This window comes from Actinomyces culturomici, from assembly GCF_900499005.1.
Classification (GTDB): Bacteria; Actinomycetota; Actinomycetes; order Actinomycetales; family Actinomycetaceae; genus Pauljensenia; species Pauljensenia culturomici.
The window spans coordinates 1,564,196-1,588,434 of record NZ_LS991316.1 but is presented as its reverse complement, the minus strand read 5'-3'; the positions used below and the strand labels follow the sequence as shown (position 1 = coordinate 1,588,434).

The following is a 24,239-nucleotide window of genomic DNA, read 5'->3' as shown; positions in this document are numbered from 1 at the left end:
CTGCCCCTCCCGGGCCCGCCGAGTAATGGGGAGGCGCCCTGATCATTCCCTGAAAGGCCCCCGCCCGCGGGGCCGGGAGGCGCGCGGGGGTGTGAAGATGGTGGCGTGAGCTCCCCGTACGAATCGCCCCGACCCCAGTGGTCGGTCCCCGGCGCGCCCTCGGGACGCCGGGGGCGCGGATCGGACGGGAGCGCGAGGCTCCCGCACTGGTCGGACACCTCCGTCGAGCGCCCGCCGCTGCGCCGCGCCACCGCCCGCTCCGTTGGCATGCCGACCCCGTGGATGGCGGGCGTGTGCGCCGGTCTCGCGGTCCACCTCGGGATGCCCGTCGCCCGCGTGCGATGGATACTCGTCGCCCTCGCGCTCCTCGGCGGCGCGGGGATCCTCCTCTACCTCTGGCTCTGGGTGATGGTCCCCAAGGACGAGGGCGCCCCCGAACCACGGCGGACCACAGGCCTCGCCCCCGGACTCGCGCCGGGCGCCGGCGCGCCCTCGCCCGACCGGTCGCGCATCACCGTCCGCAATCAACTTCTCCTCGCCGGCGTCCTCATCATCGCGGGCGCCCTCCTCGCGTCCGTCCTCTTCTCCTCGGGCGTCGCCACCTTCGCCGACATCGCCTCGACCGCTGCGATCGTCGTCGGACTCGGGTTCGTGTGGAGTCAGGGCGCAAACCTCGACCGGTGGCGGAGCGGCTCCTTCCTCGCCATCGTCGCCGCCGGCGTCCTCGTCCTCTCCGGCGGCATCCTCGTCCTCGTCGGACGCGGCGACCCGCCGCTCATCCTCCTGCGCGGCGGACTCATCGGGGGCGTCGTCGTCGCCGGCATCCTCTTCGCCCTCGCGCCCCTCTGGCTCCGGACCTCGAAGGACCTGTCGGCCACCCAGGCCCAGCAGGTCCGCGACGCCGAACGCGCCGACATCGCCGCCCACCTCCACGACTCGGTCCTCCAGACCCTCACCCTCATCCGCGCCTCGGCCTCCGACCCCTCGCGCGTCCGCGCCCTCGCCCTCACGGAGGAGCGCGAGCTGCGCTCCTGGCTCTACACCGGGCGCTCCGAAGCCGCGGAATCCCTCGCAGGGGCGGTCCGCGAGACCGTCGGCGCCGTCGAATCCCGCTACGGGGTCCCCGTCGACCTCGTCACCGTGTCCGACGCCGTGCCCGGGCCGGGCGAACTCGCCCTCGTCGCCGCGCTCAGCGAGGCAGTCGCCAACGCCGTCCGACACGGTGAGCCCCCCGTCTCCGTCTACGTCGAGGCCCGACCCGACCTCATCGAGGCCTTCATCAAGGACTCCGGCGCCGGATTCGACCTCGACGCCGTGCCCGCCGACCGCCACGGGGTGAGACACTCGATCATCGGCCGCATGGAGCGGGCCGGCGGCTCCGCCCGGATCCGCTGTCTCGCCTCCGGCACCGAGATCGCCCTCGAGCTCCCGCGCACGCCGACGGACGCCCCGCCGAACTGACCGCCGACCTCCCCCCATCCCACTCGCCGTCCACCCCCCCCGAGGAGAGACATGCCGATCCGACTCGTCGTCATCGACGACCACCCCATGGTCCGCGCGGGAGTGCGCGCCGAACTCGAGAACTCCGGCGCCGACCTCGAGATCCTCGGCGAGGCCGCCGACGTCGAGGGCGCCATCGCCGCCTGCCACGAGCTCAAGCCCGACGTCGCCCTCCTCGACGTCCACCTCCCCGGCGGACGAGGGGGCGGCGGCGCCGAGGTCGCCGCCCGATGCCAGGACGTCGAGGGCCTGCGCTTCCTCGCCCTCTCCGTCTCCGACTCGCCCGAGGACGTCGTCCAGGTCATCCGCGCCGGCGCCCGCGGCTACGTCACCAAGTCGATCTCCACCCCCGACCTCGTCGAGGCGATCGGACGCATCGCCGCCGGCGACGCCGCCTTCTCGCCCCGCCTCGCCGGCTTCGTCCTCGACGCCTTCGGCACCGGGCAGGTCGCGATCGGCGACGACGAGCTCGACCTCCTCTCCGCCCGCGAGCAGGAGGTCATGCGCCTCATCGCCCGCGGCTACACGTACAAGGAGGTCGGCCACGAGCTCTTCATCTCCGTGAAGACCGTCGAGACCCACGTGTCCGCCGTCCTCCGCAAGCTCCAGCTCTCCAACCGCAACGAGCTCACGCGCTGGGCGATGCAACGGCACATCGTCTGAACCTCTCCGTGATCGGACGCCCGGCCCCGGCCTCGTGACCCCTTAGGATTGGGCGGGCGGACGAGCGGGCCGCCGGGGAGGCGAAGGCCAGTGCGCGCAATCGGATTCGACCGCGAAAAGTACGTCCGGCTGCAGTCGCAGCACATCGCCGAGCGGCGCGCTCAATTCGGGGGGAAGCTCTACCTCGAATTCGGCGGCAAGCTCATCGACGACATGCACGCCTCGCGCGTCCTCCCCGGGTTCACGCCCGACAACAAGGTCGTCATGCTCTCCGAGCTCAAGGACGACGTCGAGATCATCGTCGCCGTCAACGCGAAGGACTTCCAGCGTCGCAAGGTCCGCGCCGACCTCGGCACGACCTACGAGGACGAGGTCCTCCGCCACATCGACGAATTCCGCGACCACGGGCTCTTCGTCGGGTCCGTCGTCATCACCCAGTGGGCCGACGACAACCGCGAGGCGAGGGCCGTGAAGCGGCGGTTCGAACGCCTCGGCATCCGCGTCTACCGGCACTTCCCGATCCCCGGCTACCCCAACGACGTCGCCCGCATCGTCTCCGACCAGGGGTACGGGCGCAACGAGTACATCGAGACCACCCACGACCTCGTCGTCGTCACCGCGCCCGGGCCCGGCTCCGGCAAGATGGCGACCTGCCTCTCGCAGCTCTACCACGACCACAAGCGCGGGCTCGCCTCCGGCTACGCGAAATGGGAGACCTTCCCCATCTGGAACCTCCCCCTCGACCACCCCGTCAACATCGCCTACGAGGCCGCGACCGCCGACCTCGACGACGTCAACATGATCGACCCGTTCCACCTCGCCGCCCACGGCGTGCAGACGGTGAACTACAACCGCGACGTCGAGATCTTCCCCGTCCTCAACCGCCTCTTCGAGGAGATCCTCGGCGAATCCCCCTACCAGAGCCCCACCGACATGGGCGTCAACATGGCGGGCCACTCGATCTGCGACGACGAGGCGTGCCGGGAGGCCTCGAAGCAGGAGGTCATCCGCCGCTACTACAAGGCGCTCGTCACCGAGAAGAAGGAGCTCGCCGAGCCCATCCAGTCCGAGCGGATCGCCCTCCTCATGGCGAAGCTCGGGATCTCGCCCGAGGACCGGCCCGTCGTCGTTCCCACGCGGAAACTCGCCAAGTCGACGAAGGCCCCGGCCGCCGCCATCGAGCTCGCCGACGGGACGATCGTCACCGGGAAGACCTCGGCCCTCCTCGGCTGCTCGTCCGCGATGCTCCTCAACGCGCTCAAGGTCCTCGCCGGCATCGACGACTCGGTGAAGCTCCTCTCGCCCGAGGCGATCGAGCCGATCCAGACGCTGAAGACCGCGCACCTCGGCTCCCACAACCCGCGCCTCCACACCGACGAGGTCCTCATCGCCCTCGCCGTGTCCGCCTCCACCGACGAGGACGCGCGCCGCGCCCTCGACCGCATCGGGGATCTGCGCGGATGCGACGTCCACACCTCGACGATCCTCGGGTCCGTCGACGAGGGGATCTTCCGCTCGCTCGGCGTCCAGGTGACGAACGAGCCGGTCTACGCGACGAAGTCGCTCTACCGGAAGAAGTAGGGGAGGGGGGCCCGGGGCCGGGGCCGGGGTCGCGGGTTCTCGATCGACGAGGACGCGGCCGCGTCCTGATGAAGGGCCCCTACGCCTGCCCATCGGTCCGGGTCCGCGGGCCCGACTCCATGATGATCTCGATGAGGTCCTCGTCGACCGGGCGGTCCGCGTACGCCAGACGAACGGCCCGAGGGTCGGGATTGCCCGCGTCCGGCCCGGAGGCGATGAGCGTGAGGCCGAGCCTTTCGGCGACCGCCTTCGAGGCGAGGTTGTGGGCGAGGAGGTAGGCGACGATCGGGACCTCGGGGGGCGACCTCGCGGGCGGCGGCGATCGCCGCGCGCGACGCCTCCAGCGCGTAGCCCCTGCCCTGGAGCTCCGGGCTCAGCCGGTAGCCGAGGTTCCAGAACGCACCGTCCTTCAGCCAGCACCCGGCGTAGCCGATGAGCGGGCGGGTGATCGCCGAGGCATTCTCGGCGATGGGCGTCGCCTCTCCGCTCGAAGGGGTGGCCGCCCCGCCCTCGTCGATCGGCTTCTCGCGGAGGATCCACGCGCCGAGGCCGCCCTCCCACTCGGCGATGTAGCCCGCGAGGCGCTTGGCAGGTGGGTCCACATGCGCGGGTCGGCCAGGAGTGCGTGGAGTTTGTCGAGGTCGGAGTCGGCGGGCATATCGAGGAGGAGTCGCTCGGTCTCGACGTGGCGGAAGTCGTGCGTCGTCATGGGGCGAGGGTAGCGTCGAGCCCGGGTGAGGGCGCGCCAGTTCAGGCAGTGCGCGAGGGCGGGTGCCGCGCGCCGCAGACGCCCGCGGGCTCCACTAGAGTGGTGGCGCCATGACCGACTTCACCGCGCTCCCCGACCTCGGACCGATCGACGCCCCCCTGTGGGATCCGCCGGCCGACGACATCCCCGTGTGGGACCCGGAGGCCGAGCGCTCCGAGCCCCCGGTCTACGACCTCGACGCCCTGCGCGCCGCGGTGCCCGACGACGTGCCGCCGCTCCTCGAGGAGCCCGGGTGGGCGCCCGCCCCGCCCTCGTCCCCCCTGACGCTCGACGCCGACGCGCTGCTCAAGGGACTCAACGACCAGCAGGCGGCCGCGGTCCTCCACGAGGGGGCGCCGCTCCTCATCATGGCGGGCGCGGGCTCGGGGAAGACCCGCGTCCTCACGCACCGGATCGCCCACCTCCTCGCGACCGGGCGGGCGAGCGCCGGGCAGATCCTCGCGATCACCTTCACGAACAAGGCCGCCGCCGAGATGCGCGAGCGCATCGCTGCGCTCGTCGGCCGCCAGGCCCTCCGCATGCAGGTGTCGACCTTCCACTCCCTGTGCGTGCGCATCCTCCGCAACGAGCACGAGGCCGCCGGGCTCTCCTCCTCGTTCACGATCTACGACGCGCAGGACTCCCAGCGCCTCGTCCAGATGATCCTCAAGGCCGCGAACGTCGACATCAAGCGGTTCACACCGAAGCTCGTCGCCGCGCGGATCTCCGACCTCAAGAACGAGCTCATCGGCGCCCGCAAGTACGCCGAGACCGCGCCGAACGACCCGATCTCCAAGGTCGTCGTCGACACCTACCTCGAGTACTCCAAGCGGATGCGCGCCTCGAACGCCCTCGACTTCGACGACCTCATCATGCGGACCGTCGAGCTCTTCGCCGGCAACGCCGCCCTCGCCGAACACTACCATCGGCGCTTCCGCCACGTCCTCGTCGACGAGTACCAGGATACGAACCACGCGCAGTACGTCCTCGTCCGTCAGCTCGTCGGCGACGGGGACGACGGCGTCGCGCCCGCCGAGCTCACGGTCGTCGGCGACTCCGACCAGTCGATCTACGCGTTCCGCGGCGCGACGATCCGCAACATCGAGGAGTTCGAGCGCGACTTCCCGGGCGCCCGCACGATCCTTCTCGAGCAGAACTACCGGTCGACGCAGAACATCCTGTCGGCCGCGAACTCCGTCATCTCGAAGAACGAGGGGCGCCGCCCGAAGAATCTGTGGACCGCGTCCGGGGACGGCGCGCGCATCACGCTCGACGCCGCCGATTCCGAGCACGACGAGGCCCGCTTCGTCGTCTCCGAGGTCGACAAGCTCCACGACGACGGCTCCGAGTGGGGCTCGGTCGCGATCTTCTACCGGACGAACGCGCAGTCGCGCGCCCTCGAGGAGCTCCTCGTTCGACAGGGCATCCCGTACCGCGTCGTCGGCGGCACTCGCTTCTACGAGCGCAAGGAGATCAAGGACGCGCTCGCCTACCTCCAGGCGGTCTCCAACCCGGACGACGCCGTGTCGCTGCGCCGCGTCCTCAACACGCCGCGCCGCGGGGTGGGCGCGAAGGCGGAGGAGGCGCTCGTCGCGCACGCCGACCGGTACGGCCTCTCCTTCGGTCGCGCGCTCGCGGACGTGTGGGAGGCCGAGGGCCGTCCGCTCGGCGAGGGCGAGGGGATTTCGTGGCCGTCGCCCTCGCCGTCCTCCTCGGAGGGGTCCGGCGGGCAGGGCGACGCGTCCGTTGCGATCGACGAGGGCGGGGCCGCGGCCTCGTCGGCCGAAGAGGCGGGGACCGGGGGTGTTCCGGGAGGCGCCGACGCGGCTCCTGTCGAGGCGGCTCCCGCGGCGGTCGCGACGGGCGACGACGGCTGGCCGACGGTGGCCGTGCCGGGCGGGGGAGCGGCTGGCTGGGGCGCGCCGGGGCTCGTGGGGGAGATCCCCTCGACGGCCGAAGGTAATGCTCTCGGCGGAGGGGGCGTGGCGGACGCGACTGGGGAGTCGGCGGTGCGGCCGGTGCTCGGCATCACGCCGCGCGCCGCGAAGGCGATCGCCGGATTCTGGGGCCTCCTCACCGTGTGCCGCGAGGGCGACGCGAGCGGCGTCGCACCCGCCGACATCCTCGAGGAGATCCTCGACCGGACCGGCTACCTCGCCGAACTGCGCAAGTCCGAGGACCCGCAGGACGCCTCGCGCGTCGAGAACCTCGCCGAACTCCACTCGGTCGCGAAGGACTTCTCGCAGCTCAACCCGGGCGGGAACCTCGCCGACTTCCTCGAGCGCGTCGCGCTCGTCGCCGACTCCGACCAGGTGCCCGCCGAGGACCAGCGCGCCGGCCAGGTCACCCTCATGACCGTCCACACGGCGAAGGGCCTCGAATTCCCGACGGTCTTCGTCACCGGCATGGAGGACGGGACCTTCCCGCACCAGCGCTCGCTCGGCGATCCGACCGAACTCGAGGAGGAGCGCCGCCTCGCCTACGTTGCGATCACCCGCGCGCGCGAGCGCCTCTACCTCACGCGCGCCGCGGTCCGCTCCGCCTGGGGGACGCCCCAGGAGATGCCTCCCTCGCGCTTCCTCGACGACATCCCGCCCGAGCTCACCGAGGTCCGCCGCTCCGCGACCGCCCAGGACCGGATGCGCGGATCGCTCTCCGGATGGGCCGGCTCGTGGGGCTCGCGCTCGCGGACGAAGGACCCGTGGGGCGACGAGGGCGCGGCCGTGTTCGGATCCGGCCGGGCCGGATCGGCGAGGCCCGTGACGGGCGCCAGGACCGGGAAGACCGTGCGCCTCGGCGCGCCCGCCCCGAAGGTCGAGGCCGACCGCCCCCCGCTCGAACTGAAGGTCGGCGACGCCGTCAAGCACGCGACGCTCGGCGTCGGCTCGGTCCTCGGCATCGAGGGCCAGGGGCCGCGGACCATCGCCCGCGTGAAGTTCGGAGGCGTCGAGAAGCGACTCCTCGTCCGAATGGCCCCCATGGAGAAGCTCTGACAGTCAGTCCGACGGGTGTGTGTCGGTGATGGTGGGGTCGAGGGCGTGGGGTTCGTAGGGCAGGGTGGTGGGACGTAGACGCAGGTATGTGTCGGGCTTGGTGAGTTTTTCGTCGATGGGGCCTTCGGTGAGGGTGAGGTCGATGGTGGTTGAGGCCGTGGTGTGGATGATGGTGGTGTTGGCCCGGCACCAGTCGAGGGTGGCGTCGATCCAGGAGGTGGTCGGGATGGTGAAGTGGCGGGTTTGGCCCGGGGTAATGGTGGCGACGTGGTGGTCGTTGATGTAGAGGCGTATGCGGCGCGGGAGTTCGAGAGGGCGTCGTTTGGGGCGGGTGATGCGTACGGTGGCGGTGCCCGTGGGGGTGTCGTCGGCGCGTCCGTCGGGTTGTGTGGTGTGGTCGAGGGTGTTGATGACGATGATTTCTGGGGTCTGTGTGGTGTGGGGGAGGACGTTCTGTCGGGCGTGGCGGCGGGCTGCGTGGTATTCGGGGTAGGCCCATTCCGGTAGGGACGGAACGAAATGCACAGCCAAACCGGCAAAACCGAACACTAAGAAGACCAAGCCAAGAGTCCCGAGAAGGATCTTGCCGGGTAGAGTTTCGTAGACACCGAGGTCACCGAGAATCGGTATTGGGACAATGACAAGCCCCGCGAGTGACCAGAGGGGCAGGATGCCGGAGAAGAAGGTGGGGCCGCGCATTTCTCCCAGGGCGCGGAACATTTTGCCTAGTGAGCTGTCGGTGAAGGTGCCCAGGGCCCACATCGTCAAACCTGCGGACATAAGCGCGAAGAAGATGAGGCTGTCGTACCAGGGCATCAGTCCGTCCCATGCAGAGTGGGCCGCCAAATGCGGCGGTCGAACCAATCCGAGGTGACCTCTCCGTAATGAGTCCCGCGCTCGGCACCGATTTCGCCGCCTGCGACGAACCCCGCGCCGATCGCCACAGGGCCGCCGTGCACGCCGACCGCCGCCCCGGCAGCAGCTCCAGCGGCCTCGCCTATTGATTGAGCGAGACCTTCAAAAGCGCCGTGAGTCGCGATGCGAGCCGCACGTTCTGCGGGGCTCAGATCCGGGTTGATGCTGTCATCGCGCGCTTGAGCGTAGCCTCTTTCCACAATCGTCGCGGCGGTAAGAATGCCTCCGACGAAAGACGCTGCTCGAAGAACGCCGCGCCCCGCGCGCAGTGCTCGACCCGCAGTGGACGCTTCGCCCCCGACGGCGACGCGGTTCGCGAAGTTCCTCTCTTCAGCCAGGCCCCTGATCGTCAGAATCCCCCGCCCGGTAAGCGTCGCCCGGTGGGCGACTCGTTCGGCCTTCGCGCCTTCGACGAGAGCGTGAACCTCGCTCGGAGCCGCTCCTCGCTCGATGAGCCCCCTCATGTTCGCTCGTCGCGCTGCCGTCCTCGGGGAGATGAATGACGTCCCGGGAGTCATAGCGGTCGCCCAACCGGCGACCACGCCGCCGTGATGCGCTGCAGCGAGTTCCGTTCTCAACTCTTGGGAGGCGTCGATCGCATTGGGAGGCAGCATATGCGCGTCCTTGCAGATCTCCTGGAACTCCGCATGCGCCTCGTCCTCCTCAACACGGAGCTGTTCCACGGTCTGCGACAACGCTTCGAAGATCGCCATCTTCTCCGCGTGATCAGGAACCGATGGAGCGGGCGAGTGAATGACGCCACCAGCGACATGAAGACCCCCGTGGCCTGCTGAAATCAGCACTTCATACAGGCCCGATTCGACGAGTGTCAAGTCCTCTGCGAGCCCCCTCAAGGCTGCCACGAGAAGGACAAGGGAACTCGCCAGATTGTCCACGACCTGAATGTGGGTGTCGAGGGTATTACGAATGGCCATGACCGTCTGCCCGGACATCGTCTCGATCAGCTTTGCTTCGACGCTGACGAGAGCCTCGTGAGCGTCGTGGATCTTCACAACCTCGTCAGCGAAATGCTGCGCCATCGTATTCGGAGTCCCCGATGGGACGCGCACCGCGCAATCGATCATCACCGGACATCACCTACGCATTCAAGGCGGCCAGAGCATCGACGAATCCGGCCTCGATCTCCTGCTCGAGATCCTCGAAAGAACGCGCAGAAGCGATCATCGAGTCCGACACCTCATCGATGCGGAGGGCGACACTGGCGACGCCGTCCGAAACCGAATCGACGACCGTGCGAGCCGCAGCCGTCGAGGGGCCCAGATCTCGAACCGGATCCAACCACACGCGAGCGAGATTCGAATAGGCGCTGCGAACAACGCGTTCCTGCTCGCGCAAGAGACCTGTCCATATGACAAGCGGCTCCGCAGCGTCCATGGCATCTCCTATCTGTGCTCGGACCCTATACTGTGGGCGGGGCCCGTTGCACTTCCTAGGACGAAACGCCCGTGCCGGTGTACTCTGCACGTGGATATCTCGACGTCGAGCAATCCTGTCGGCGTTCGCGCATCAACCCCCTGGAAGGAACTCGAGGTGGACCTGTACGAATACCAAGCCCGTGACATGTTCCGCAGTCACGGCGTCCCCGTCCTCCCCGGCATCACCGCGACCTCGATCGACGAGGCCCGCGACGCCGCGGCGACGCTCCTCGACGGCGGCGCCGATCTGCTCGTCGTCAAGGCGCAGGTGAAGACGGGCGGCCGCGGCAAGGCGGGCGGCGTCAAGCTCGCCCGCACCCCCGAAGAGGCCGCAGAGAAGGCCGGCATGATCCTCGGCCTCGACATCAAGGGCCACATCGTCGAGACCCTCCTCATCGCCTCGGGCGCCGACATCGCCGAGGAGTACTACTTCTCGATCCTCCTCGACCGCTCGAACCGCCGCTACCTCGCGATGTGCTCGCGCGAGGGCGGCATGGACATCGAGACCCTCGCGAAGGAGCGCCCCGAGGCACTCGCCCGCGTCCCCCTCGACGCCGAGGTCGGCATCGACGACGCGGTCGCCCGCGACATCCTCAGCCAGGCCGGCTTCCCCGCCGAGCAGCACGACGCGCTCGCCCCCGTCCTCGTCCTCCTGTGGGAGACCTTCCGCGACGAGGACGCGAGCCTCGTCGAGGTCAACCCCCTCGTCACCGCGACCGACGGGACCGTCTGGGCCGTCGACGGCAAGGTGACCCTCGACGACAACGCGCGCTTCCGCCACTCCGACCACGAGGCCCTCGTTGACAAGAAGACCCAGGACCCGCGCGAGGCGCTCGCGAAGGAGGCCGGCCTCAACTACGTCCGCCTCGAGGGCTCGGTCGGCATCATCGGCAACGGCGCGGGCCTCGTCATGTCGACGCTCGACGTCGTCGCCATGGCCGGCGAAGACCTCGGCGTCAAGCCCGCGAACTTCCTCGATATCGGCGGCGGCGCCTCCGCGGAGGTGATGGCGAAGGGCCTCGAGATCATCCTCGGCGACGACCAGGTCCGCTCCGTCTTCGTCAACGTCTTCGGCGGCATCACCGCCTGCGACAAGGTCGCCGAGGGCATTCTCGGCGCGCTCGAAGTCCTCGGCGACGCGGCGACCAAGCCGCTCGTCGTCCGCCTCGACGGCAACAAGGTCGAGGAGGGTCGCCGGATCCTCGAAGAGGCCGGCCACCCCCTCGTGCACATGATCCCCACCATGGACGAGGCGGCCCGTCGCGCGGCCGAGCTCGCCGCCGGACGCTGAATCGGAAGGACCGCCAGAATGTCGATTTTCCTCAACTCCGACTCCCGCGTCATCGTCCAGGGCATGACCGGCGCCGAGGGGCGCAAGCACACCCAGCGCATGCTCTCCGCCGGCACGAAGATCGTCGGCGGGACGAACCCCCGCAAGGCCGGCACGACCGTCGCCTTCGACGTCGTCGGCTACGGCCCGGCCGCCGACTCCGTCGAGAACGGAGTCGTCGAGGTCCCCGTCTTCGGGACCGTCGCCGAGGCCATGGAGGCGACCGGCGCGAACACCTCCGTGATCTTCGTGCCCCCGGCCTTCGCGAAGGACGCCGCCCTCGAGGCGATCGACGCGGGCATCGAAACCGTCGTCGTCATCACCGAGGGGATCCCCGTCAAGGACTCGACGATCTTCGTCAACCGCGCCCTCGAGAAGGGCACCCGCCTCATCGGCCCGAACTGCCCCGGCATCATCAGCCCCGGGCAGTCGAACGTCGGCATCACGCCCGCCGACATCACCGGGCCGGGCCGGATCGGCCTCGTCTCGAAGTCGGGCACCCTCACCTACCAGCTCATGTACGAACTCCGCGACATCGGCTTCACGACCTGCCTCGGCATCGGCGGCGACCCGGTCGTCGGCACGACCCACATCGACGCGCTCGCCGCGTTCGAGGCCGATCCCGACACCGACCTCGTCGTCATGATCGGCGAGATCGGCGGCGACGCCGAAGAGCGCGCGGCCGCGTGGATCAAGGAGAACATGACGAAGCCGGTCGTCGGCTACGTCGCGGGCTTCACCGCCCCCGAGGGCAAGACGATGGGCCACGCCGGCGCGATCGTCTCCGGCTCGTCGGGCACGGCGGCCGCCAAGGCCGAGGCCCTCGAGGCCGTCGGCGTCCGCGTGGGCCGCACACCCTCGCAGACCGCGGCCCTCGCCCGCCAGATCCTTCAGGGCTGACGGGCGCGCGAAGGCCCTGGGCCCGTGGTCGGCCGCCCGGCTGCTGCGCAGGGGCCGGACGCGCGAGGCGCGGAACAATCCGACGGAGGTCGGCGCTGCGGGTGCGGCGCCGACCTCCGGTGCGTCACGATGGTGGGGATATGAACGAGACCCCCGCGCCCCAGCCCCGTCCCGCGACCCGGACGACGACCTACGTCGCCCCGCGCCGGACGATCCGCCTCTCCCTGCCGGACGGCTGGGCCCGCGCGGCCCTCTCCGGCATCGAGACGGTCTTCATGGGGTGGGCGCTCGTCACGCTCGCCTCGGTCCTCTCCTACGCCTCGGTGTCCTCGAACCCGTGGATGGGCAAGGCGACCTGGGAGGGCGCCTTCGCCCTCGGCGCGGACCTGCTCGGCGTCGTCCTCGGGGCGCCCGCGCACGTCGGCGAGGTCTCCTACTGGGCGCCCCCGACCCTCCTCGGCCTCCTCCTCGTCCTCGTCCTCCGGCTGTTCCTGCGGCCCGGGAAGAAGTTCCCCGCGACCGCGCAGTGGTTCGCGGTCCCGGCCTTCGCGATCGTCGCGCTCCTCATCGTCGGGGGAGGGTCCCACTACGTGAAGTGGTGGGAGGCGGTCCCCGGCGCGCTCCTCGTCCCCGCGTTCGCCTCCGGCTGGGCGTACTACGACGGCGCCGACGATCCGCTGCGCCGATGGGGCGTCCCCGCGTTCGTCCGCGAGGGCCTGCGCCAGGGGGTCCTCCTCGTCGGGGCCGTCCTCGCACTCGGAACGCTCGGAGCCGCGGCCGCCCTCGCCTCTCACGCGCAGCAGATCGCGGGCATTCACGCGCTCCTCCTCACGACGTCCCGACTCGGGGACGTCCTCGTCGGCATCGGCCAGGCGCTCTACGCGCCGACGCTCATCGCCTGGGCGCTCGCGTGGCTCGCGGGCCCGGGCGTCCTCCTCGGAGTCGACGCGCCGCACTCGCCGGTCTCGGCGCCCGCCCTCCCGATCCCCGGAATCCCGGTACTCGGCGCCTTCCCGACGGCGACTCCGGGCTACTGGACGATCCTCCTGCCGATCGCTCTCGGCGCCGGTCTCGGCGCCCTCCTCGGGAAGCGGCGCCGCCGCCTCGAGCTCGGCGAGCAGACCTCGGTCGCCGGCATCGCCGTCGTGCTCTTCGCGATCGTGTGGGCGCTCTGGCTCTTCTCCTCGGCGCTCCACCTCGGGTCGGCGCGCATGGCCCTCGTCGGTCCGGAGGTCGTCCCCGCGCTCCTCGCCCTCGTCGCCGAGGTCGGCGCCGGCTTCGTCCTCGCCTCCATCGCCGTCCACCCGCGCGCGATCGCGTGGATGCGCCGCCAGTGGGAGGTCTCGCGCCTCGGCCCCGGCCAGACCGCCGAGGACCTGCCCGCCGCGCCGTCCGTCCCCCTCGCCACCGTTTCTGCGGAGCGCTCCTCGATCGACGAGGACGGGGTCAGCGTTTATCGAGAGGGAGATGAGGAGGCGCCTGGCCTCGTCGATGCGTACCGCGCTGATTCGTCCGAGGACGATGACGTCGTGATCGACGAGTTCCCGGAGGACGCCGACGCCTCCGAGGCCCCCGCCGAATCGCCCGAGGATGCGGCGTCCGCTCCCGCGAAGAAGACGCCGACCGCGCCCATCCCCGTTCTTCCCGAGGATCTGTGGGGCGGCTCCGACCGGGTGGAGCCGGCGGTGAAGTCCCCGGCGCAGCAGGCCAAGGCCTCGCACGATCATGAGACCGACGCGCACGAGTCGGCGGAACTCGGCGACACTGGCGTCATCCCCACCGAGGTGCTCGACCTCGGCGCCGGCTCGCCCGACCGGGAGACCGAGGAGACGGGCGCGGACGACGAATCCAGCACCGAGAACGATCCGGCCGAAGGGGACCCCGGCACCGATACCCGATCCCTGGAGATCCCATGAGCCTCCACCAGCCGCCGCTCGCGCCCGCACGCGTCCTCGTCCTCGTCTCCGGAGCCGGATCGAACATGCGCGACCTCGTCGCCGCGTCCGAGGACCCCGCCTGGGGCGGCGCCGTCGTCGGCGTCGTCGCCGACCGCGACTGCGACGCCATCGAGTGGGCGACCGCCCACGGCATCGACACGCGCGTCCACAGGGTGAAGGACTTCCCCGACCGGGCCGCCTGGGACGCCGCGCTCGCCGAGGTCTTCGACGACTTCGCCCCCGACCTCGTCGTCTCCGCCGGATTCCTCAAGCTCCTCGGTCCCGAGGTCCTCAGCCGCTACGAGGGGCGGATCCTCAACACGCACAACGCGCTCCTCCCGTCCTTCCCCGGCGTCCACGGGCCCGCCGACGCGCTCGCGGCCGGCGTCAAGCTCGCCGGCGCGACCCTCTTCTTCGTCGACTCGGGCACTGACACCGGGCGGATCATCGCCCAGACCGCGGTGCCCGTCGAGGACGACGACGACGCCGACGCGCTGCTCGAACGGATCAAGGTCGCCGAGCGCGCCCAGCTCGCCGAGTCGGTCGGGCGCCTCCTGCGCGAGGGCTGGACCTTCGAGGGCCGCCGCGCCTTCTACGGAGCGAGGACTGCCCGATGAACTCCCTCAACCCGACCGACGGCTCCGACCTCGTCTGCTCCCCGACGCTCGCGCGCCGCATCGACGAGCCCTTCGCGGGCGCCGACGGGCGCAACGCCGGAGAGCCGTCGCCCTTCGTCGCCGGCTCCGAACTCGGAAGACTGCGCGCCATCTGCGCCGTCGTCCGCCTGCGCCCCGATGCCGGGAAGGCCGGCGTCTCCGCCATGGAGAAAGGGCCGATCGACGGGCCCGTCGCAATCGACGCGCTCGGCGTGCGCGGGGACCTCCAAGGCGACCGCTATCACCACGGCGGCCCCGACAAGGCCGTCTACGCGCTCGCGGGCTCCGAGGTCGACCACTGGGCGGCCGAGCTCGGGCTCGACCACCCGGGCCTGCTCGGCGAGAACCTCGTCGTCGACGGCGACCTCGACGACCTCGAGCCGGGCTCCCGCATCCGGATCGAGGGCGTGCCGGGACCGAACGGCGAGGACCGCTCGGTCCTCCTCGAGGCCCGGTCGATCCGCAACCCCTGCTCGACCCTCGCCCGCGGCGTCGCCCGCCCCGGCTTCGCCGCCGAATTCGCCTCGCGCAATCGGGTGGGCATTCTCTTCTCCGTCCTCCGCGAGGGCGTCGTCGAGGCGGGCGCTCGCATCACCGTCGAGTCCGTCCCCGGGCACGGCGTCACCTGCCGCCGCTGGTTCGCCCACCACGACCCGTCGGACGCCGCCCTGATCCTCGCGTCCGAAGAACGCAGCGACATGGAGATCGCGCCTGCCCTGCGCCCGTACCTCCTGCGCAGCGTCGAAGACGGCGCGCGCATCGTCACCTCGTCGATGAAGGACTGAGCCGCGCCCTCGTCGATGGGGAACGACGCCTAGCCGAACGGACGACGAACCGGGCGGGCGTCCCCGGACGGACTGTCGCAGCGCGCCCCGCTCGGGCTACGATCGAAGCGGCCGCGACTGGCGAACAGGTGGGAAACCACCGGGGAGCGGCCGGATTCTCCCACGAGGCGTCGCCCGCCTGGGCGCCGGGACATGAGAAACACCGACACCGGAGGAAACATGTCCGTTCGCTTGGACAATCTCGAACCCATCGACGTGCGCCCCCTCACGAGGGCCCTCATCTCCGTCTACGACAAGACCGGCCTGGAGGACCTCGCCCGTGCCCTCGGCGCCGCCGGAGTGGAGATCGTCTCCACCGGCTCCACCGCCGCGCGCATCGCCGAGGCCGGCGTCGCCGTCACCCCCATCGAGGACGTCACCGGATTCCCCGAATGCCTCGAAGGGCGCGTGAAGACGCTCCATCCCCGCGTGCACGCCGGAATCCTCGCCGACCAGCGCAAGGCCGACCACCGCGCCCAGCTCGACGAGCTCGGCGTCGCCGCCTTCGACCTCGTCATCTGCAACCTCTACCCCTTCACGCAGACCGTCGCCTCGGGCGCCTCCTTCGACGAGTGCGTCGAGCAGATCGACATCGGCGGGCCCTCCATGGTCCGCGCCGCCGCGAAGAACCACCCCTCCGTCGCCGTCGTCACCTCCCCCGAGCGCTACGCCGACGTCATCGCCGCCGCGCAGGGCGAGGGCTTCACCCTCGACGAGCGCCGTGACCTCGCCGCCGAGGCGTTCCTCCACACCGCGACCTACGACCTCGCGATCGCCGGCTGGTTCGCCGACCAGCTCGGGCGCGAGGACCTCGTCGACGCCCTCGACGAGGCGTGCGAGGAGCGTCTTGACGCTTCCGACGCCGCGTTCCTCGAGTCCTTCGGGTACGTCGCGAGCGAAGAGGAGGAGGCCGTCCTCGAGGCCGGCGCCGATGAGGACTCGCTCCCCGTCTTCGTCGCCGACGCCTTCGAGCGCGTCGAGTCCCTCCGCTACGGCGAGAACCCCCACCAGGCCGCCGCCGTCTACCGCGAGGTCGACGTCGAGGCGGACTTCTTCGAGGACGCCTCCTCGGCTTCGTCCTCGCTTGAGGGCGAGTCGTTGGCTTTCGCGCCCGAGGACGTCCTGCTCCCCGGCATCGCCAACGCCCGTCAGCTCCACGGCAAGGCGATGAGCTACAACAACTACACCGACGGCGACGCCGCCCTGCGCGCCGCCTACGACCACGACCGCCCCTGCGTCGCGATCATCAAGCACGCGAACCCCTGCGGCATCGCCGTCGCCGACGACGTCGCCGAGGCCCACCGCAAGGCCCACGCCTGCGACCCGGTCTCCGCGTTCGGCGGGGTCATCGCCGTCAACCGCCCGGTCACCGTCGAGCTCGCCCGGCAGATCGTCCCGATCTTCACCGAGGTCGTCCTCGCTCCGGCTTACGAGGACGGGGCCCTCGAGGTCCTCTCGGCGAAGAAGAACCTCCGCGTCCTCGAGGTCCTTCCGCCCGAGCGGGGCGGGCGCGAGTTCAAGCAGATCTCCGGCGGCCTGCTCGTCCAGGACCGCGACGACGTCGACGCGCCCGGCGATTCCCCCGAGAACTGGACGCTCGCGGCGGGCGAGCCCGCCGACGAGGCGACCCTCGCCGACCTCGAGTTCGCGTGGCGGACCGTGCGTGCCGTGCGGTCGAACGCGATCCTCCTCGTGAAGGATGAGGCCTCGGTCGGCGTCGGCATGGGCCAGGTCAACCGCGTCGATTCATGCAAGCTCGCGGTCGAACGGGCGAATACGCTCGGAGGTCGCTCGACCGGCGATGCGGCCAAGGACGCGGGGGCCGGTGCGGGAGCCGATATCCAGTCGGCGGGCGGCGCGCGCGCCGAGGACATCGTCGCCGATACGCCCGAGCAGCGCTCCATCGGCTCAGTCGCCGCGTCCGACGCGTTCTTCCCCTTCGCCGACGGCCTTCAGGTCCTCATCGACGCCGGCGTCAAGGCCGTCGTCCAGCCCGGCGGATCCGTCCGCGACGCCGAGTCCATCGAAGCGGCGCAGGCCGCGGGCATCACGATGTACCTCACCGGTACGCGCCACTTCGCGCACTGAGTCGGGCGCGCTGAGCCGGGCGTGCTGCCCGTTGAGCGCGTTGGGCCCCGCCTCCTTCTGGAGGCGGGGCCCTCGGTGTATTCGGGGCTCGGTGGCCGCGTGGGGTCCTTGACGTGGCCCCGGCGCTCAATGGAGGGGTTGGCGACAAAAGGAGGGGGCATAAGCCCTCCACTTGTCGTCAACTCCTCCACTTGGGGAGCGCGGAGGGCGAATCGGCGGGGACGGAGGCCGGGTAGGCCCTCCACTTGTCGTGATCCCCTCCATTGGCGAGGTACGTGGTCCGTCCGGGCCCTCTGGCGATTGAACGCGGACTCTGGTGGAGCGTGGTCGTGCGAGTCCAATGCTCGGTGGAGGGTTTGGCGACACGAGGAGGGGGTATAAGCCCTCCACTTGTCGGGAAGTCCTCCACTCGGGGAGCGCAGGGCGGGCGAGCCGCGCGGGACGGAGCCGCGAGGGCGTCACGCGTGGTGGACGTTCACCATCCAGCGGATCCCGAAACGATCGATGAGCATGCCGAACATGTCGCCCCACATCTGGCGGTCGAAGGGCATCGTGACGGTGCCGCCCTCGGCGAGGGCGGCGAACCAGGCGGCGCCCTGCTCCTCGTCGTCGGTGACGACGCACAGCGACATGTCGTTGCCGCGGCGGGCGGGCTCGGTGGCCATGCCCTCGGGGGTGTCGGAGGCGAGGATCGTGAGGAGCGGCGAGCGCAGCTCCGCGTGCATCGCGAGGCCGGCGACGGGGGAGTCCTCGGGGACGGCGTGCGCCATGGCGAAGGTGAGCACCTGGAGCTCGCCGCCGAAGAGGGTCTGGTAGAAGCCGAGGGCCTCGGCGGTCTCGGAGGCGAAGTTGAGGTACGGGTGAATCGAAGAGTTCATGCGGGAAACTCTGGCACTCGCGGGGGTTCGTGGATAGCTGAACATTCAAATTGTCGTGCGGATCTCGCGTCGGGGCGGGACGGGAGGGCGGAGGGGGTGCATGACGTCGCGGATGCCGGCGGATGATAGGGCCGTCCAGAGCGCATGACCCTGCTACTCGGGGCGCAAGGCTTGGCGCGTCGCGGTGCATGTCGAGGCGCAGGACTTCGCGGGGGCCGCATGACGTCGCGATGCGGCAGCGAAGAGCGACGCGGATGGAACGCGAATAGGATCGAAGGGTTCCCCGTCCTGGAAGGCCGCATGTCCTCCGCACAGTCCACGTCCGCTTCGCCCGACGAGCCCATCGATTCCGCGCCTCGGCGCCCCGCGTCCGATTCCGCGGTTCCGGACGTCCCGCTCGTCCGCACGCCCTCGCGCTGGCCGTGGCCGACGACGGACCCGAGTCCTGTGCCCGCCGACCTGTCCGGCGGCCTGCGCGGCTACACCCGCAAGCTCGGGCGCTACGTCGGCCCGGCGCTCATCGGGGGCGCCGTCGTCTCCTCGATCCAGGAGGTCACCGGCGCGATCTTCCCCGCGACGATCGGACGGGCGATCGACGCGGTGGCCGCGCACGGGTTCGGCGGCGTCTTCGCCGCGGCGATGGGGGTCCTCCTCGCGGTCCTCGTCCTCAACATCGCGGCGATCTCCATCGGCGAGATCTTCGAGTCGAACACCTGGGACCGCGCCGCCCAGGAGTCCGTGCGCTCGTCCGGGCGGAGCCTGTCGCTGCGAGGGAGGCTCGTCAAGCGCAGGCTCGCGGCCGGCGACGTCGTGACGAGCCTCGGGGACGACGGCCTCGTCGTCGGCGAGTTCGTCGCTTGGCTCCCGAGCCTCATCGCCTCGGTCTTCGGCATCGCGGTCGTCTCGACCCTCATGCTCCGCACCTCGGTCGCCCTCGGTCTCGTCGTCCTCATCGGCGTGCCGATCGCCCTGTCGCTCTCGCTGCTCCTCGCCCCGAAGCTCGAGTCCCTCCAGTCCGGCGTCCGCGAGGCCGAGGGGCGCCTCTCGACGATCACGACCGACGCCGTCGCGGGGTTGCGGATCCTCCGCGGCGTCGGCGGCGAGTCCCGCTTCGTCGACCACTACCGCGTCCGGTCCGCCGACGTCCGCGACCGCGCGATCCGCCTCGCGGCGATGACCTCCGCCCTCTCGGCGATCTCCGAGGCCGCGCCCGTCGTTCTCACGGGCGTCGTCATCATCTACGGCGCGCATCTCGTCGGCGTCGGCGCACTGACGGTCGGCGGCCTCGTCGCGTTCTACGGGTTCATGAACTACGTCGGCTCGCCGATGCGCGTCGTCCTCCGCTCGCTCGAGACCTTCATCCGCGCGCGCGTCGCCGCCCGCAAGATCGTCTCCGTCATCGACGCGGCCGACGAGGCCGGGGCCGAGCGCCCGATCGGGGGAGGCGACCGAGCCTCAGGGATCGACTGGGCCGGGGACGACCTCGTCGATGAGCCGAGCGGACTGCGCATCCGGGCGGGGCGCCTCACGGGCGTCGTCTGCGCGTCGGTCGACGCCGCGTCCGAGATCGCGGGGCGCTTCGGCGCCGTCGACGGCGCGCGCGGGGCGTCCATCGGGCGCGCGGCGCTCGCCGACCTCGATCCGGCGGAGTCCCGGCGCCGCCTCGTCCTCGTCTCCGCGGTCCAGCACCTCTTCGAGGGGACGCTGCGGGGAGCGGTCCTCGGGCGATTCGCCCAGGTCGCGCCCGCACGCGACCACGCGACGATCATCCGAACGGAGGCCGTGGATCCGACGAGCGCCGGCGCTCCGGCCCCCGACGTCGACCGGAGCCGCGACGAGGAGGTTCTCGCGGCTCTTGCCGCCGCCGACGCCCGCGACGTCCTAGGGTCGCTGCCCGGCGGACTCGACGGCGTCCTTACGGAGAAGGCGCGGAACCTGTCGGGCGGCCAGCGTCAGCGCGTGGCACTCGCCCGCGCCCTCTTCGCCGACCCGGACGTCCTCGTCCTCGTCGATCCCACCTCCGCGCTCGACGCGCACACCGAGGCGCGCATCGGGAGGAACCTCGCGCGCGTGCGCGCCGGGCGGACGACCGTCGTCTTCACCTCCTCGCCGCTCCTGCTCGACCGGTGCGACGAGGTGGTCGCTATCGGCGCCGACGGGCGCGTGTCCGGAAGGGGGGAGGACCGATGAGGCTCCCGCTTGCGAACGACCGCGACGTCCGGCACTACCTCGGTCGGATCATCGCCGACCACAAGGGCGCCTTCGCCCTCGTCGTCGCCGTCCAACTCATCGCGACCGGCGCGGCCTCGTCCCTCCCGCTCGTCGTCGGGCGGGCGATCGACTCGCTCGAGGCCGGTGGGGACATCCTCGCCGATCCCGTATGGATCGGGCTCGTCGTCGCCGCCGTCCTCGTCTCGACGATCGCCGCGTGGCTCTCCGAGTACCGCTCGGTCGTCCTCGGCGAGAGGATCTTCGCGCGCATCCGCGACGACGTCATGGAGAAGGCGGCGAGGCTTCCGCTCTCCGTCATCGAGGAGGCCGGGACCGGCGACCTGCTCGGCCGCACGACCCACGACGTCCGCAGGCTCTCCTACGTCATCAAGCGCGGGACCTACCGCTTCCTCGTCATCATCGCGCGGTTCCTCGTCGTCATCGGCGCGATCGTCGTCGCCGCGCCGCCGCTCGTCCTCATCGTCCTCGTCATCCTCCCGATCTCCGCGTTCGCGACTCGCTGGTACCTGCGTCGGACGATTCCGGCCTACCGGTCGACGAGCGCGCGGTGGGCGAAGATCGCGGGACTCGGCGCCGAGTCCTACGAGGGCGCCGACACGATCGACGCGCTCGGGCTCGGCGAGGGGCGCCTGCGCGCCCTCATCGCCTCGGTCCTCGAGCTCTGGCGGATCGAGCGCTACGGCGCGTTCGCGCGCGCCGTCTACTTCTTCGGGCTCTTCGCCTTCGCGTTCGCGCCGACCGTCCTCGTCCTCGTCTGCGGCGGATACCTCGTCGCGCGCGGGGACCTCTCGATCGGCGCCGTCTCGGCCGCGACCCTCCTGACGAACTCGCTCGCCGGACCCCTGTGGGAGCTCCAGTTCTGGCTCGAGCAGCTCCAAGTCGGCTGGGTGTCCCTCCAGAGGATCGTCGGCGTCGGGCAGGTGCCCGCCGACCGCGCGCCGACGGGCCAGACTCCCGTGGATCAGCGCGTGCGCCTCAAGGGCGTCGGCTTCTCGTACACCGACGGAATCGAGGTTCTCCACGACGTCGACCTCGACCTGCGGGTCGGCGAGACCCTCGCGGTCGTCGGCCCCTCGGGCGCCGGCAAGTCGACGCTCGGACGGATCATCGCCGGCATCTCCGCGCCCGCGCGCGGGAGCGCCGAGGTCGGCGGCGTCGCGATCACGGACCTCGACGAGTCCCTTCTTCGGGGCGAGGTCGCCCTCGTCACCCAGGAGCATCACGTCTTCGTCGGGACGCTCGCCGACAATCTTCGCATCGCGCGCCCCGACGCCTCGGACGCCGAGGTCGAGGCCGCCCTCGACGCGGTCGGCGCGATGGAGTGGATCGGCGACCTGCCCCGTGGGATCGACGAGCCCGTCGGGGCGGACGGCTTGGAGCTCGCGCCCGATCGGGCCCAGCAGATCGCGCTCGCGCGCATCCTCGTCCTCGACCCGCACACGGTCGTCCTCGACGAGGCGACGTCACTGCTCGATCCGACCTCGGCTCGTACGGTCGAGCGGTCGCTCGGGCGCGCACTCGAGGGGCGCACCGTCGTCGCCATCGCCCACCGGCTCCACACCGCGCACGACGCCGACCGGGTCGCCGTCATGGTCGACGGGCGGATCACCGAGCTCGGAGCGCACGAGGAGCTCCTCGCGCGCGGCGGCGAGTACGCCGACCTCTGGAGGGCGTGGAACTCCAAGCGGGGGTGAGGGCGCGCGATCGCTCGGTGTGCTTCGCAAGTGGAGGGATTGACGGCAATCGGAGGGACTGACGACGTGTGATCGCTCGGCGTGCTTCGTCAGTGGAGGGGTTGACGACAAAAGGAGGGGTTATAAGCCCTCCACGTGTCGCCAACCCCTCCATTAGGTGGAAGGTGCGCGTGGACCCATAGAGGGCGAGTGAGGCGGGGGGGCAGGCTGGGCGTGCGCACATGCGGGCGGGCGGGCACGCGGGGTCGGTCCGGCGCGCGGGGCGGGCGCCCGAGGGCCCCGCCCCGCCTACAACCCCGCGTCCGGGTGCTCGGGGAACACCGGGAGCACTCCCGGGATGTGGCTGTGCGCCGTCAACGGGTTCGTCGGGATCTCGTAGGCGAGGTCGAGGAACGGGCGGATCCGCTCGGCGAGGGCGGCGGGCTCCTCATCGGACACGAAGACGACCTCGGGGTGGAGCTTCGCCGACTCGACGAGGTCGAGGATCGGACGCGAGTCGTCCCACTCGGAGTCGACCCAGTAGACCGTCCAGTCCGGGCCGAGCGGGCCCTTCGCCGACACGATGAGCCGCCGCACGCGGCACCCGGGCGGGAGGGCGGTGACGACGTCCTCGTCGAGGTCGATCATGAGATCCGGACCCGACACGGCCGTCAGCAGGCCCTCGGGCACGTCGCGCGGATCGAGGGCGCTCGACACCCAGCGCGGGATCGCGGTGTCGACCCGCTCGATGGGGGAGCCGAGCCGCGCCACCCAATCGACGAACCGCCAGGTCATGAGCTCGGGGCGCACGTCGAGCATCTCGGGCACGGCCCACCGGAACTGGCAGACCGCGAGGAACCACTCGAGCGGGTCGACCCGCCCGAGCAGCAGCCCCTCGCGCAGATAGAGGGCGCGGCGCATGATCGCGTCGCGCACGGGATCGGCGGTGAGGGCCCGCGCCTTCTTCAAGCGCCGGTGGAAGCGCTTCTGCGCCGACGCGTAGTCGTCGCCGTTCGTCCACTGATCGCCCGGCCAATTGTGGAGGCGCACGACCTCCTCGCGCAGGCTGAAGCGCTCGCCGGTGTGCCCGCGGCGATCGAGGACCTCGTCCCAGGCCTCGACCATCGTGAGCGCCCGCTCGAACTCGGCGGGAAGGGCCAGGTGCGGGATCACTGCGAGGTCCATCGCGGCGAGCTCGGCCTGCCAGTCGCGCAGCTGCGCGCGCGTCACCGGCGTCCCCTCGACGTCCTTCCACCGCTTGTCTCGCGCGCGCTCCTCGAAGGCCTGCGCCCACGCGTCGAACGCGCGGACGACCTTCTTGCGCGGCTCGTCCGGCGTCTTCGACGGCGGGATCGTCGGATCGTCCGCGTCGTAGAGCGCTTCGAGGTGGGCGACCGCCTTGAGTCCCAGACTCCGCTCCGGCAGGGTGACGGACTTGCGGCGGGCGAGCGGGAGTGGATTGAGGAATTGAGCGGCGAGCCAGCCGACATCGGGGGACTGTGCGGCCTCGCCGATCATCCGGGTCGCCTCGACGACGCCGCGGTTGAGGTCCTCGACGACGGGCAGCGACGCGCGCTCGGCCTTCGTGAGCTTGCGACCGTCCGGGTAGCGCTTCCGCGCGCCGTGCATGCCGAGCTCGACGACGAGCTCGCTCAACGGCGAGGTGGGGTGCTCCTTCGGGGTCATGCCCGAATTCTCCCAAATCCGCGTGCGCACGGCGGCCGAACACCCCGTGAGCGGGTACCCCGCCCCGCCCTCGTCGATGATCCGCGGCCGCCCGACGATCGACGAGGGCGCAGCCGGGCGCCGACGAGGGGGAGGGGAGGGACGCCCCGTCCGAGAGGCCTTCCACACCCCGACGGCTACGGGCGCGCCGGGGCCCGCG

19 protein-coding genes and 1 riboswitch are annotated in these 24,239 nt (G+C 71.1%); of the genes, 13 read left to right on the top strand and 6 right to left on the bottom strand.

Annotated elements, in window-relative coordinates; all coding sequences use genetic code 11:
- Window positions 1–267: 267 nt before the first annotated feature.
- The 3 genes from DY157_RS06980 (at window position 268) to DY157_RS06970 (ending at window position 3,744) form a co-directional block, all read left to right on the top strand.
- Window positions 268–1,461, top strand: coding sequence for an ATP-binding protein (locus tag DY157_RS06980; RefSeq protein ID WP_115727830.1), 1,194 nt, complete (start codon window positions 268–270; stop codon window positions 1,459–1,461).
- A gap of 51 nt (window positions 1,462–1,512) precedes the next feature.
- On the top strand, window positions 1,513–2,163 hold the full coding sequence (locus tag DY157_RS06975; protein ID WP_115727829.1) for a LuxR C-terminal-related transcriptional regulator: 651 nt from the start codon (window positions 1,513–1,515) through the stop codon (window positions 2,161–2,163).
- 90 nt (window positions 2,164–2,253) lie between these two features.
- The gene (locus DY157_RS06970) at window positions 2,254–3,744 is read left to right on the top strand and encodes a DUF1846 domain-containing protein (protein ID WP_115727828.1); all 1,491 of its coding nucleotides are present in this window, start codon (window positions 2,254–2,256) and stop codon (window positions 3,742–3,744) included.
- Here DY157_RS06970 and DY157_RS11975 read toward each other — a convergent pair.
- Window positions 3,729–4,178: a GNAT family N-acetyltransferase gene (locus tag DY157_RS11975; RefSeq protein WP_407923466.1), complete on the bottom strand. Its 450-nt coding sequence runs from the start codon at window positions 4,176–4,178 to the stop codon at window positions 3,729–3,731. The two genes, DY157_RS06970 and DY157_RS11975, sit on opposite strands and share 16 nt — an antisense overlap.
- A gap of 10 nt (window positions 4,179–4,188) precedes the next feature.
- Here DY157_RS11975 and DY157_RS11880 point away from each other — a divergent pair, with 10 nt between their 5' ends.
- Window positions 4,189–4,317 carry a hypothetical protein gene (locus DY157_RS11880; protein ID WP_268876492.1) on the top strand — a complete coding sequence of 43 codons (129 nt, stop codon included), beginning with the start codon at window positions 4,189–4,191 and terminating at the stop codon, window positions 4,315–4,317.
- A 246-nt stretch (window positions 4,318–4,563) separates the two neighbouring features.
- Window positions 4,564–7,485: an ATP-dependent helicase gene (locus DY157_RS06960; RefSeq protein ID WP_115727827.1), complete on the top strand. Its 2,922-nt coding sequence runs from the start codon at window positions 4,564–4,566 to the stop codon at window positions 7,483–7,485.
- A gap of 3 nt (window positions 7,486–7,488) precedes the next feature.
- Here DY157_RS06960 and DY157_RS06955 read toward each other — a convergent pair whose 3' ends face one another.
- The 3 genes from DY157_RS06955 to DY157_RS06945 are packed head-to-tail and all read right to left on the bottom strand — an operon-like array spanning window position 7,489 to window position 9,795.
- Window positions 7,489–8,301, bottom strand: a complete 813-nt coding sequence (locus DY157_RS06955) for a hypothetical protein (protein ID WP_115727826.1) — start codon at window positions 8,299–8,301, stop codon at window positions 7,489–7,491.
- Window positions 8,301–9,440 (bottom strand): hypothetical protein, encoded by a 1,140-nt coding sequence (locus DY157_RS06950; RefSeq protein ID WP_115727825.1) that lies wholly within the window; start codon window positions 9,438–9,440, stop codon window positions 8,301–8,303. Before DY157_RS06950 ends, DY157_RS06955 begins: the two co-directional genes overlap by 1 nt.
- A gap of 58 nt (window positions 9,441–9,498) precedes the next feature.
- Window positions 9,499–9,795 carry a hypothetical protein gene (locus DY157_RS06945; protein ID WP_115727824.1) on the bottom strand — a complete coding sequence of 99 codons (297 nt, stop codon included), beginning with the start codon at window positions 9,793–9,795 and terminating at the stop codon, window positions 9,499–9,501.
- Window positions 9,796–9,951: 156 nt separating this feature from the next.
- On the opposite strand from DY157_RS06945, the gene sucC reads away from it, so the two are divergent.
- From sucC to DY157_RS06915, 6 genes are all read left to right on the top strand, one after another.
- The gene (gene sucC / locus DY157_RS06940; RefSeq protein WP_115727823.1) at window positions 9,952–11,127 is read left to right on the top strand and encodes an ADP-forming succinate--CoA ligase subunit beta; all 1,176 of its coding nucleotides are present in this window, start codon (window positions 9,952–9,954) and stop codon (window positions 11,125–11,127) included.
- 18 nt (window positions 11,128–11,145) lie between these two features.
- Window positions 11,146–12,066, top strand: coding sequence for a succinate--CoA ligase subunit alpha (gene sucD / locus DY157_RS06935; protein ID WP_115727822.1), 921 nt, complete (start codon window positions 11,146–11,148; stop codon window positions 12,064–12,066).
- A 140-nt stretch (window positions 12,067–12,206) separates the two neighbouring features.
- The gene (locus DY157_RS06930; RefSeq protein WP_115727821.1) at window positions 12,207–13,982 is read left to right on the top strand and encodes a cell division protein PerM; all 1,776 of its coding nucleotides are present in this window, start codon (window positions 12,207–12,209) and stop codon (window positions 13,980–13,982) included.
- A complete protein-coding gene (gene purN, locus DY157_RS06925) occupies window positions 13,979–14,620 on the top strand; it encodes a phosphoribosylglycinamide formyltransferase (protein WP_115727820.1) in 642 nt (213 codons plus the stop codon). The genes DY157_RS06930 and purN overlap by 4 nt, the downstream gene beginning before the upstream one ends.
- Window positions 14,617–15,444 carry an MOSC domain-containing protein gene (locus DY157_RS06920; protein WP_115727819.1) on the top strand — a complete coding sequence of 276 codons (828 nt, stop codon included), beginning with the start codon at window positions 14,617–14,619 and terminating at the stop codon, window positions 15,442–15,444. The genes purN and DY157_RS06920 overlap by 4 nt, the downstream gene beginning before the upstream one ends.
- A 103-nt stretch (window positions 15,445–15,547) precedes the next feature.
- A riboswitch (ZMP/ZTP riboswitch) is annotated at window positions 15,548–15,635 on the top strand.
- 28 nt (window positions 15,636–15,663) lie between these two features.
- Window positions 15,664–17,571 carry a bifunctional phosphoribosylaminoimidazolecarboxamide formyltransferase/inosine monophosphate cyclohydrolase gene (locus DY157_RS06915; RefSeq protein ID WP_115727818.1) on the top strand — a complete coding sequence of 636 codons (1,908 nt, stop codon included), beginning with the start codon at window positions 15,664–15,666 and terminating at the stop codon, window positions 17,569–17,571.
- A gap of 458 nt (window positions 17,572–18,029) precedes the next feature.
- On the opposite strand, the gene DY157_RS06910 is transcribed toward DY157_RS06915, so the two are convergent.
- Complete coding sequence (locus DY157_RS06910; protein ID WP_115727817.1) at window positions 18,030–18,449, bottom strand: VOC family protein; 420 nt, start codon at window positions 18,447–18,449, stop codon at window positions 18,030–18,032.
- A 300-nt stretch (window positions 18,450–18,749) separates the two neighbouring features.
- Between DY157_RS06910 and DY157_RS06905 the strand changes: the two genes are divergently transcribed.
- The gene (locus DY157_RS06905; RefSeq protein WP_160159475.1) at window positions 18,750–20,639 is read left to right on the top strand and encodes an ABC transporter transmembrane domain-containing protein; all 1,890 of its coding nucleotides are present in this window, start codon (window positions 18,750–18,752) and stop codon (window positions 20,637–20,639) included.
- Window positions 20,636–22,375, top strand: coding sequence for an ABC transporter ATP-binding protein (locus DY157_RS06900; RefSeq protein WP_115727815.1), 1,740 nt, complete (start codon window positions 20,636–20,638; stop codon window positions 22,373–22,375). The genes DY157_RS06905 and DY157_RS06900 overlap by 4 nt, the downstream gene beginning before the upstream one ends.
- A 288-nt stretch (window positions 22,376–22,663) precedes the next feature.
- Here the strand turns inward: DY157_RS06900 and DY157_RS06895 are convergent, their stop codons facing one another.
- A complete protein-coding gene (locus DY157_RS06895; RefSeq protein WP_115727814.1) occupies window positions 22,664–24,040 on the bottom strand; it encodes a hypothetical protein in 1,377 nt (458 codons plus the stop codon).
- Window positions 24,041–24,239 lie beyond the last annotated feature (199 nt).

Bases quoted from the DNA above. Each gene is read 5' to 3' on its own strand.
- DY157_RS06980 (WP_115727830.1), top strand. From the start codon at position 268: ATGCCGACCCCGTGGATGGCGGGCGTGTGCGCCGGTCTCGCGGTCCAC.
- DY157_RS06975 (WP_115727829.1), top strand. From the start codon at position 1,513: ATGCCGATCCGACTCGTCGTCATCGACGACCACCCCATGGTCCGCGCG.
- DY157_RS06960 (WP_115727827.1), top strand. From the start codon at position 4,564: ATGACCGACTTCACCGCGCTCCCCGACCTCGGACCGATCGACGCCCCC.
- DY157_RS06955 (WP_115727826.1), bottom strand. From the start codon at position 8,301: ATGCCCTGGTACGACAGCCTCATCTTCTTCGCGCTTATGTCCGCAGGT.
- DY157_RS06950 (WP_115727825.1), bottom strand. From the start codon at position 9,440: ATGGCGCAGCATTTCGCTGACGAGGTTGTGAAGATCCACGACGCTCAC.
- DY157_RS06945 (WP_115727824.1), bottom strand. From the start codon at position 9,795: ATGGACGCTGCGGAGCCGCTTGTCATATGGACAGGTCTCTTGCGCGAG.
- sucD (WP_115727822.1), top strand. From the start codon at position 11,146: ATGTCGATTTTCCTCAACTCCGACTCCCGCGTCATCGTCCAGGGCATG.
- DY157_RS06930 (WP_115727821.1), top strand. From the start codon at position 12,207: ATGAACGAGACCCCCGCGCCCCAGCCCCGTCCCGCGACCCGGACGACG.
- purN (WP_115727820.1), top strand. From the start codon at position 13,979: ATGAGCCTCCACCAGCCGCCGCTCGCGCCCGCACGCGTCCTCGTCCTC.
- DY157_RS06920 (WP_115727819.1), top strand. From the start codon at position 14,617: ATGAACTCCCTCAACCCGACCGACGGCTCCGACCTCGTCTGCTCCCCG.
- DY157_RS06915 (WP_115727818.1), top strand. From the start codon at position 15,664: ATGTCCGTTCGCTTGGACAATCTCGAACCCATCGACGTGCGCCCCCTC.
- DY157_RS06910 (WP_115727817.1), bottom strand. From the start codon at position 18,449: ATGAACTCTTCGATTCACCCGTACCTCAACTTCGCCTCCGAGACCGCC.
- DY157_RS06905 (WP_160159475.1), top strand. From the start codon at position 18,750: ATGTCCTCCGCACAGTCCACGTCCGCTTCGCCCGACGAGCCCATCGAT.
- DY157_RS06900 (WP_115727815.1), top strand. From the start codon at position 20,636: ATGAGGCTCCCGCTTGCGAACGACCGCGACGTCCGGCACTACCTCGGT.
- DY157_RS06895 (WP_115727814.1), bottom strand. From the start codon at position 24,040: ATGACCCCGAAGGAGCACCCCACCTCGCCGTTGAGCGAGCTCGTCGTC.